Consider the following 9618-nt stretch of genomic DNA (forward strand, 5'->3'; position numbering starts at 1 on the left):
GCAGGCGAACCCTCGGCCGTTCTATATTGCGTACTACAACCCGATGCACCAAGACGTGCTCGATGCCTGTCATTTGATACGGCGCATCAGAACTCATGCCCGTTGGACAGCTTACGAATCTGTCCAACCGGTCGAATGCCGCTGATGCGACCGATCAACTTTCACGATCGGGTACCACCCGAGGACGATCGACCTGCGGAACGAAGCGACGAACCGAGGTGCGGCAGTCGCCGCGCGGATTCACGACTCGTGCTGATCTTCCACCTGCCACGACGGCAGCCGGCGCTCGCTGTGGGTCAAGACGAACAGCCCAGGTCGACACCGCGCTGCCGCATCCACGCCGTGGGTTCCACGGTGTTGTCCCAGCCTCCCTCGCGCACCTCGAAGTGCAGATGCGGGCCGGTGGAGTTGCCTGTCGAGCCTTCGGCGCCGATCGGTTCGCCGGCGTCGATCATGTCACCCGGTTGTACCTTCGCGACGGACAGGTGCGCGTAGTGGGTAGTGAAGCCACCGGCATGCTCGATGAGCACCGAGATGCCGTAGCCGCTGTAGTTCGCCCCCGCTGACACGACTCGGCCCGCCCCCGCCGCGGCCACGGTGGCGCCGGCGCTGGCAGCAAGATCGACACCTGCGTGCTTTCGTCCCCACCGCGGTCCGAAACACGAGGTCACGGTACCTATCGGCATCGGATCAACCCACTGAGCCGTCGGTTGTGGGGCCGGCAGCCGCCGAACCGCAATCGCGGCCGGGGTGCCACCGAGCCGCGGCTCGGCGCCGATCTGTGCGTCCACGGCCCGTTCGGCGGTCAGCATTGCCGGGGCGGCTGCCGGGCCGGCGGGCGCCGGCTTCGGTTCAGCGAGGGTCGCCGCGCCGGCGGCAACGGCCGACGCCACGACGGTCACGCCAGCCAGTGCGGTGACGGCCACGAGCGCGTGTCGAGACCGTGCGGGCGACAACGTGCTCGCACGGTGCCGGCCCGGACCGGCGACACGCCGGTGGCGGCCTGCGCTGGGTGCCGCATGGTTGCTCGACGGGGGCATGACAGATGCGCTCCTGGGGTCGACAACGTCTGATCCTCCCCTGTCGGCCGGTGTGACAGCGAGTGAAGCGCAGCGCCCGATCAGCGCCCCGGTTGCCCCCCATCAGCTACTAGCCGCGCTACAAGACGCCAGCCGGCACGGCTCCCAGGCAGATCGCGACGGCAAGGCAGCCACCCGCCTCCCTCGCTCAGCATCGAACCTCCTAAGCTTCATAGGTGATAGTTTGCGGGAGGCGCCTGGACGGTTCAAACCAACCGCTACGGATTCGTGACGCGGGCGCCGGGGTGACCAGGTGCGCGATGTGGTCAGCGACTTCACCGCATGCCACAGGCACCGCGGTCCGGGTCGGTGATGATTCGTGAGCCCGCGTCGCGGCCGGCCCTCCTCAGGCAGAGGGCCGATATCTACACGCGATGATCACCCCTCCCGCGGCGAGCATCGCGATCGAAAGCCTGCCGACGATCCATCTCCCCACCGAGATGCCCGACGAGTCGCTCGCGGGAACGATGCTGACCGGCAAGAGGATTTACACCTTGGTCACGCCGGCGCTGTCCGACTCCGCCTGCGCGTTGACCGTCGCCATGGCGTTGTTCGCCCCGGCCCGGGCCGGAGCGATACTCACCCCGGTGTGCGCGGAGTCAGGGTTCGCACCGGCCACCTCCGCTGTCGTGCTGAGCAGGGCCGCAGCTGCGGAACCGGCCACGCTTCGCCGCGCGTTTGTCACGGTATCGTCACCGGTCGTGGTCGTGGTGCCGGGACATGACGCGCCCGCCCCTGAGTCGCTTGAGGCGAGGTAAGAGTCTCAGCTCGTCTGGTCGTGCGCTCAAGCACGTCGCGTTGGCGGTGTCCGCAGTGCTGGTGTCGGTCTCGATCCTGGTGTTGGCGCTGCGGTACGGCGGTGGCGTCGCCCGTGAAGCCCTTCCCGGGCTGCCGGATCCCGGCCTGGCCCCATGGTTGCTGCCGGTGGCGCGGCTGGGCGCACACCTGGCCGCGATCGCCACGGTCGGGCTTCTGCTCGCCGCGGTGGTGCTCTCGCCGCGGGATCAAGGGCGCGTCTCGGTGACCGCCTACCGGCGCCTGCGCGCGGTCCGTTGGACAGCGCTCGCGTGGCTTCTCTGCACTGGCGCCGCATTGTGTCTCACGTTGGCCGACCTCACCGGCGTCGCCATGAGCGACATCGTCTCGTTCGACACAATCGTCAACTTCGCCACGACAGTGCCGCTGGGCCGGGCCCTTGCTCTGACGGCGATCCTCGCCGGTGTCGTCGCCGTCGTCTGTGCGACTACGGTGTCCGTACCGGGGATGGTCATTGCGCTCGTCGCCGCCATCGCCGCGCTCCTGCCGCCGCTGTTCACCGGGCACGCCGCGGCCGGCGGGAACCATCAGCTGGCCATCTCGGCGCTGGTCCTGCATGTCGTGCCGGTGACGCTATGGGCCGGCGGGTTGCTCGCGCTGCTGCTCAGCGGACGTGGCACCGCCGACTCCACGCATGCCGCGGTACAGCGGTTCTCCGCGCTCGCGACCTGGTGCCTCGCTGCGGTAACGCTGTCGGGCCTAGCATCGACGACCGTCCGGATCCCCGACGTCGCCATGGTCTTCACCACCCGCTACGGGCAGCTCGTGCTCATCAAGGGCGCGCTACTGGCGGGGCTGGGGGCGTTAGGTTGGCAGCAGCGTCGCGCGGCACTGCCGGCGTTGCGGTCCGGCAACCGCCGGCGTTTCACTGCACTCGCCGCCGCCGAGATTCTGATCTTCGCCGCCGCGATGGGAACCGCGGCCGCACTGTCAAGGACTCCACCACCCGGCACCCAGGCCGAGGAGACTCCGGCCCAGGCGCTGCTGGGCTTCCCGATGCCCGACCCGCTCACCGTCGGGCGGCTGGCCGGAAACTGGCTGCCGGAACCGCTGTACCTGACCGCGGCGGTATGCGCGGCCGGACTGTACGTCGCGGGTTTTCTGCGACTACGTCGGCGCGGCGACGCGTGGCCGGTTTCGCGGACCGTGCTCTTTGTCGCCGGCTGCGCATTGCTGATCGTCACCACAAGCAGCGGGATGGCCCGATACGCGCAGGTGCTGTTCAGCGTCCACATGGCGCAGCACCTGGTCCTCAACATGGTCGTGCCGATTCTGCTGGTACTCGCCGCACCGGTGACCCTGGCACTGCGGGCACTGCCACCAGCACGCGACCCCTCCTGGCCCGGCCCGCGAGAATGGCTGCATTCGGCACTACACTCCCGGCTGCTGCGGACCGCCTCGCATCCCGTGATAGCGCTGAGCCTGTACGTCGGCAGTCTCTACGCGATGTACTTCACCGGGCTGTACGAACTTGCGCTGCGATCACATGTCGCCCATCTCGCCATGGTCGGGCACTTCCTGCTCACCGGATATCTGTTCTTCTGGGTCGTGATCGGCGTCGACCCCTCGCCGCGACGCGTGCCGTACCCGCTGCGAATAGTGATGATCTTCGCCGCCATGGTGTTTCACGCATTCCTCGGCGTCACACTGATGATGTCCAACACTCCCTTGGCACTAGACTGGTTCACCTCCCTAGCCCGGCCATGGGGACCCACCCCCACCGATGACGTACGGCTGGGCGGCGGCATGGCATGGTCCTTCGGGGAGCTACCGATGGCCGTCGTGCTGGCGGCGCTGCTGAGGCAATGGATGCACGCCGACGAACGCGAAGCTCGCCGCCGCGACAGGGCCGCCGACCGTGCCGAGGCCGAGGGTCGCGAAGACGCCGATCTAACGGCATACAACGCGATGCTGACCGAACTCGCCGACCGCGACCGCCGCCGAATGCGATGATCGATGGACAATCAATCAGCGGTGGGCGGGCGTCGCTCCCCGACGATCCCACCTGCCGCCCAGCAGGAGCAGCGCTTGGTCCCTCGTCATGTCGGCCATGACGACGATGCTCCGATCCGGTATCTCCAGGCGCCGATCATCGTCTGACCGGGACTCCGCGCGTGGTGAAGTAGGGCGCGACGTCGGTTGGTTGTCCGTCGACGCGGACTTCGAGGTGCAGATGAGCGCCGGCCGCCTTGCCACTGCTCCCTACGAGTCCGATCGGATCACCTGCGCGGACCTGTTGGTTCACGCTGACGAGTAGCCGTTCGGCGTGCGCGTAGACGGTGGTGGTGCCGTCGCCGTGGTCGAGCATGATGTTGTACCCGTAGTCGCCGTCGTAGCCGGCCGTCCGTACCACCGCGGCGTGCGCGGCGTAGAAGACCGCCTGTCGTGGCGCCGCGAGGTCCAGCCCTTCATGGTCACGGCCCCAGCCTGCGCCGTACGACGATGTCGCTTGATACTCCGCCAGAGGGAACAGCCAGCTATCGTCACGGTCTGGGGTGGAAATCATGGGGTGCGGTGATCGCACATGCCCTCGGGAGACGCGGTTGTCGCCGGACCCTGCGACGGCAGGACGCGATGGCGCTGCGCTGGTCGGCGGCTGTCCTTCCGGGACGACCTCGGTGAGAGTCAAGGCCCCGACCAGGGCGGCCAGGCTCGCAGTGATCAGCAGACGTCCGGCCGTCGGAGGGCGCCAGCGGTCACTGTACCCGCAACTCTCGACCTGGCCCGACCGTGCCCGGCAACGTCGTCTGGACGGCGCACCAGTGCCGTGATCTCGTCTCACGCTGAGGGTGTTCCGCTGCGTACGAGGACGACGCGGCCATGTTCTGGACCATCGCTGTCCAGGTGCCCTGGTGTCGCGATCAGGAGGAGGTGGTTCGGCGCGGATGCGTGGTCCGCGCCGACGGAATGGTGCGCCATCGTCAGCGCCATGACAGCGATGAACGCCGCCACATAGGCGATCAGCGCCGCCGCGTAGACCAAATCCACCGGTGACGTGATACGGCGCCTTCGCTGGTGGTGATGGCTCGGGCGAAGGGACAAGCTCATGCCGTACCGCCTTGGGCGAGCGGCTCAGTGAGCAGTCGCAGGCCGTCGACGGCCTCGTCGAGACCTGCCAACGCGCTGACGAGATCGGCGGCCAGCGCGTCATCGTCCGGATGCCGGGCGGCAGCGAGGGCGGCGACCTGCACCTGGACGACGGACAGACCGACCGTTCTGCCCTGACCGAAACAGGCACTGGCCTGCCAGGGTTCCGAGGGTCCGCCGCGCATCGCGCACAGGTAGCGGGCAGTGCGATGAGCGGCTGACGTAACGCGTTCGGTTCGCTGTGGAGACCGCAACGCGGCGAGGGTTCCCGGCGATACCGCCATCAACGTTTGGGCCGCGGTGAGGAATTCTCGGTCGAGGTTCTCGCGCAGTTCGGCCAGGCGCTCGGGTCGGTCTCCGCCACCGACAGCTTCGGGGAAGGACCGCAGATCGGGCACCGGACCGGTCCGCCACGCGACGAGAGCGCCGACCAGCCCCAGCGCTGCGGCAACGACAAGGAACGTCTCGGCGCCTGCGTGGAAGGGTCCGGTCATGGCATCCGCCGTCGGTCTTCGCCGAGGATGGCGCGGTGAGCCGCGTCGGTGATGACTAGGGCCGGGTTCTTCGTGGCGACCACGGGGGATCCGGCCTGCAGGGCCGCGTCGCCGCACGGCATCGATCGGGTGTGGCCGGAGGTGTATGGCACAGCGTGGGTCATCGTTTCGTCCAATGCGACACAGAGCGTGAAACCGACGCCAGGCCAAGGGGAGGCGGGATGCCAGGCGCGGGCGGGCTTCGACACGTGGGAGGGCAGGGCAGGTCCGCAGGGATCACGCCGACGGCCCCGTTATCCCAGCGGGCCACGCGAGTTGGTCCCGCACGGTGGTGTGGGATTCGGAAACCGTTGACGCGGTGACGGCTGTCAGAGACGGATCATCGTGGCGCAAACGTCCGCTGAACGGCCTACGTCCGCAGAACGGCGGATCGCGCCGGTGATACCGCTATCTCAGCAGATGGCGAGGCGCGGCGTGCGGGTGGCGATTGTTCACCGGACCCGCGTGTCTGCCGGGCGCTCCGCGCGACCAGGGCTGCGGCGGAGACGACCAGCAGGACCAGACAGGCAGCGAGTGCCCCCGTCGTCCCGCGGTCGGTGCCCAGATGCGGGTCGACGCGGACAGCCGTACCACCGCCGGACGCCGTCAGTCCGGTCGCGCCACCGGCCTCGTCGCCCGGCAACACGCCAGGCTCGAACTGCGCGTTGCCGGCGGTGGTGTGCACGACGGCAACCGGGCTCATCAAATTCATGATCGTGGGTGCGCACTGAGCGGCATGAATCACGGCGACGACGCCGAGGACGAGAAACGCCACGACCCAGCCCGGCCTGATGCGCCCCGACGAGGGCCGCGGGCAGGGCGTGTCCATCACGCGAGCCACTGTACTCAGCCGCGACCCACACTTCCACGTCCTCGCGATACACGCCGTAACAACCATCGTCAAAGCGCCTCAGGAACATCTCCGCAGACAACGACGACCGCGGTTCGTCTCGGCGGCAGTAGCAGCGCTGCTGGCGTCTCGTCCTGGGCCATCACGAATCGGTTCCGGGCGCGTCGTCGTGGCGACGGCCGGGCGGCCGGACGGCATCGGGTCTCCCACGAAGGATCTGGGCTGTGCCACGGCGCAGCGGCCGGATGCTTGCTCCGTTGCGGCGATCCTGTCACCACCGCAGGTGCGCCGTACGCGGAATGCCCAATCTCACAGAAGTCTCCTTGTCATACGTGCGCATGACGACGGAATTAACTCTCGAAAGGTATTGTTCCGGACATTCGGCCAGGCATCGGGAGTTCACCATGAAACGCACAGCGACCTCGGTCGTCGCGTTGCTGGTGTCCGCGCTCCTGTTGCTGCACATGGGGCTCCCTCACTGCGGAGCTTCCCCAGCCTCGAATGGCCTCGCGGTGGCGACCGCGGCGCAGGACTCGACGACCGAGCATTCGCCGTCGTCGGCTCCGGAAGCCGGTCACGTCATGGAGATCGATCGCGCCGGGTTCCCGGCCCGCGGGCAGCAGGTGTCCGCCCAACGCGTGCCGAGCAGCGCCGTCGCCACGACGGCGATCACGGCCGAAGAAGTCGTCCGCGGGTGCCGGCCACGCGATCAACGGGCTCCGAGCGTGGGCCCGAGCCCGGCACTTGTCTCGCTGCAGACGTTCCGCTGCTGATCCGCCAGCCACGCGTCCGCACGAGGTAACGCCCCTACCGGCCCTCACGGTCCGGCGGCGTTCACCGCCAACCCTCCTTTCAGTCGCGTCCGAACTCCCGGTCGCGGCGCAGCGGCACGCGTCCGGTTCTCCGATGTCCCTGCCAGCCGTAACCCGAATGGACGAGGTAGACCTGTGCAATCGCTCATCAACCATGCCCGCATCTTTCCGGCGAGGATCGCCGGGCACCGCGAGCGTTTCGCGGCGCTCACGTCCGGACAGCAACCGCTGGCCCTGTTCGTCTCGTGCTCGGACTCCCGGGTGATGCCCGCGCTGTTCACTGGCGCCGGACCTGGAGAGATCTTCGAGCTGCGCACCGCGGGCAACATCATTCCCCGGTACCGGCCACGGGTCAGCTGCGCGGTGGCGGGCACGCTCGAGTATGCGATCGAGTGCCTGAGCGTGTCCGACATCGTCATCTGTGGTCACACCCATTGCGGCGCGGTACAAGGCCTGGTCAACCAGCGGCCACTACGCCAGATGCCGCTGGTCGAGCGGTGGCTCACGGTGGCGGGCTTCGGCCAACGCGACCCGGTGAGCCCTGACCTGCACGAAGAGGGCCGGCGCCATCTGGCCGCCCAGGTCGTACACGCGCGGACGTATCCGTTCGTCGCGCGGCGCCTCGCAGCCGGCCGACTACGGCTGCACGCCTGGTTCTACGCCGTGGACACCGGCGAGATCACTGTCCGCCTGCCGGACACCGGCGCGTTCGTGCCGCTGTGAACCAGGCTCCGGCACCGGCCCATCCCCTGCTGAGGAGAGCGAAACCTATCGTCATGCGAGTCCCTCCCCTTCGTCGTCTGCCGCGCGCGGACCTTGCGGCGTCCCTGGTGGTCTTCCTGGTGGCACTGCCGCTGTGCGTCGGCGTCGCCGTCGCCTCGGGGGTTCCGGCCGAACTCGGTCTGGTCACCGGCATCGTCGGCGGGCTTGTCGCCGGGTTGCTACCCGGCAGCAGCCTGCAGGTCTCCGGTCCCGCAGCAGGCTTGACCGTGCTCGTCGCCGAGGCCGTCGCCACCTATGGGGTCGCGGCCCTCGGCATCATCGTCGCCGGCGCCGGGATCCTGCAACTGCTGCTGGGCGTGCTGCGGTTCGGGCGCTGGTTTCGCGCCATCTCCATCGCCGTCGTGCAGGGAATGCTCGCCGGAATCGGCTTGGTGATCATCGCCGGTCAGGTGTACGCGATGGCCGACCTGACGGCTCCGCAGAGCGGGCTGGCGAAGATCGCCGCGTTGCCTGGCCTCGTCGTTGGCATCTTCGGCTCGGCGCAGTCGCTGTCGGCCTTCGCGATCGGGGCCGGCACCATCCTGATCCTGCTGCTGTGGCCCTTCGCCCCGGCACGGCTGCGGGTCGTACCCGGCGCTCTGGTCGCCGTTGCCCTGGCTACGGCCGTGGTATTGATCGCCGACCTGCCGGTGGCCAAAGTCGAGGTGCGGGGCCTGCTGGCCGCTATCCAACCACCGAGCCTCGGCTCATTCGGGCAACTGCGCGACCTGGCGCTGATCGGCACGGTGCTCGCCTTCGCCCTGATCGCCTCCGCGGAGAGCCTGTTCAGCGCGGCCGCGGTGGACCGGATGCACGACGGCCCTCGCACCGACTACGACCGGGAACTGATCGCGCAGGGTGCCGGCAACACACTGTGCGGCCTGCTCGGGGCCCTGCCGATGACCGCGGTCATCGTGCGCAGCGCTGCCAACGTCCAGGCAGGCGCGAAGACCCGGGCGTCGCGGGTGTTGCACGGGGTGTGGTTGCTGCTGTTCGCGGCGCTGATGCCCGCGCTACTGGGCATCATCCCGGTCGCCGCGCTGGCCGGGGTCCTCGTCCATGCCGGATGCAAACTGCTGCCGACCTCGACGCTCATCGCATTGTGGCGCCAGAATCGTGGTGAGGCCGTGGTCCTGCTGACGACGGCGGCGGCGATCGTGGCTGTCAACATGTTCGAGGGAGTGCTGATCGGGCTGTTGCTGGCCGTGGTGAAGACCGCGTGGGAAACCTCTCGCCTGCAGACGGCGGTCGAGGATCGCGATGGCCGACCGATCCGGGTCACCCTGACCGGAAACGCGACCTTCCTGCGGCTGCCGCGGATCCTGGACACCCTGGATGCCATTCCTGCCGATCGGCCCGTGGAACTCGATCTCACGGGCGTGCATCATCTGGATCACGCATGCCGTACTGCGCTGCAGGGCTGGGCTGAAAGGCACGGCGTCGCCGACCGTGTGCCCGTCCGGATCATTCCCGCGGCGTGAGCCGTTGCCCGGGTACGCGGTGCGGCTGTCGGCGTGCCCGGGCAGCAGCGGCTACCGTGGGGTGCGCAGGCGGGTCTGGATCTGCCTCAGCGCCTCGATCTCGTACTGCTGGCCGCGCTTCATCGACTCCGCGAGCTCGAGGACCTGCTCGACGGGGTCGCGCGCGAGGACAGCGTCGACCATCTCGAGCCCGCCGAT

10 protein-coding genes are annotated in these 9618 nt (G+C 68.7%); 5 read left to right on the top strand and 5 right to left on the bottom strand.

Features of this window, described 5'->3' with window-relative positions:
- Window positions 1-296 precede the first annotated feature (296 nt).
- Entirely contained in the window at window positions 297-812 is a 516-nt protein-coding gene (locus tag DMB66_RS54020) for a M23 family metallopeptidase (protein WP_233625502.1), read from the bottom strand.
- 641 nt (window positions 813-1453) lie between these two features.
- On the opposite strand from DMB66_RS54020, the gene DMB66_RS54025 reads away from it, so the two are divergent.
- Both DMB66_RS54025 and DMB66_RS54030 read left to right on the top strand, forming a co-directional pair.
- Window positions 1454-1837 carry a hypothetical protein gene (locus tag DMB66_RS54025; RefSeq protein ID WP_125811834.1) on the top strand — a complete coding sequence of 128 codons (384 nt, stop codon included), beginning with the start codon at window positions 1454-1456 and terminating at the stop codon, window positions 1835-1837.
- Window positions 1800-3848 carry a cytochrome c oxidase assembly protein gene (locus tag DMB66_RS54030; protein ID WP_125811835.1) on the top strand — a complete coding sequence of 683 codons (2049 nt, stop codon included), beginning with the start codon at window positions 1800-1802 and terminating at the stop codon, window positions 3846-3848. Before DMB66_RS54025 ends, DMB66_RS54030 begins: the two co-directional genes overlap by 38 nt.
- 136 nt (window positions 3849-3984) lie before the next feature.
- On the opposite strand, the gene DMB66_RS61950 is transcribed toward DMB66_RS54030, so the two are convergent.
- The 4 genes from DMB66_RS61950 to DMB66_RS54045 form a co-directional block, all read right to left on the bottom strand.
- Window positions 3985-4401: a M23 family metallopeptidase gene (locus DMB66_RS61950; RefSeq protein WP_158647666.1), complete on the bottom strand. Its 417-nt coding sequence runs from the start codon at window positions 4399-4401 to the stop codon at window positions 3985-3987.
- Between the two features lie 272 nt (window positions 4402-4673).
- Window positions 4674-4883, bottom strand: coding sequence for a hypothetical protein (locus DMB66_RS61955; protein ID WP_158647667.1), 210 nt, complete (start codon window positions 4881-4883; stop codon window positions 4674-4676).
- Window positions 4884-4939: 56 nt separating this feature from the next.
- Window positions 4940-5476 carry a hypothetical protein gene (locus DMB66_RS54040; RefSeq protein ID WP_125811837.1) on the bottom strand — a complete coding sequence of 179 codons (537 nt, stop codon included), beginning with the start codon at window positions 5474-5476 and terminating at the stop codon, window positions 4940-4942.
- Window positions 5477-5885: 409 nt separating this feature from the next.
- Entirely contained in the window at window positions 5886-6218 is a 333-nt protein-coding gene (locus DMB66_RS54045; RefSeq protein ID WP_125811838.1) for a hypothetical protein, read from the bottom strand.
- Between the two features lie 551 nt (window positions 6219-6769).
- On the opposite strand from DMB66_RS54045, the gene DMB66_RS54050 reads away from it, so the two are divergent.
- From DMB66_RS54050 to DMB66_RS54060, 3 genes are all read left to right on the top strand, one after another.
- On the top strand, window positions 6770-7138 hold the full coding sequence (locus DMB66_RS54050; protein WP_125811839.1) for a hypothetical protein: 369 nt from the start codon (window positions 6770-6772) through the stop codon (window positions 7136-7138).
- Between the two features lie 174 nt (window positions 7139-7312).
- On the top strand, window positions 7313-7900 hold the full coding sequence (locus DMB66_RS54055; protein WP_125811840.1) for a carbonic anhydrase: 588 nt from the start codon (window positions 7313-7315) through the stop codon (window positions 7898-7900).
- Window positions 7897-9420, top strand: coding sequence for a SulP family inorganic anion transporter (locus DMB66_RS54060; protein ID WP_233625503.1), 1524 nt, complete (start codon window positions 7897-7899; stop codon window positions 9418-9420). Before DMB66_RS54055 ends, DMB66_RS54060 begins: the two co-directional genes overlap by 4 nt.
- Window positions 9421-9618 lie beyond the last annotated feature (198 nt).

This window comes from Actinoplanes sp. ATCC 53533 (assembly GCF_003947245.1).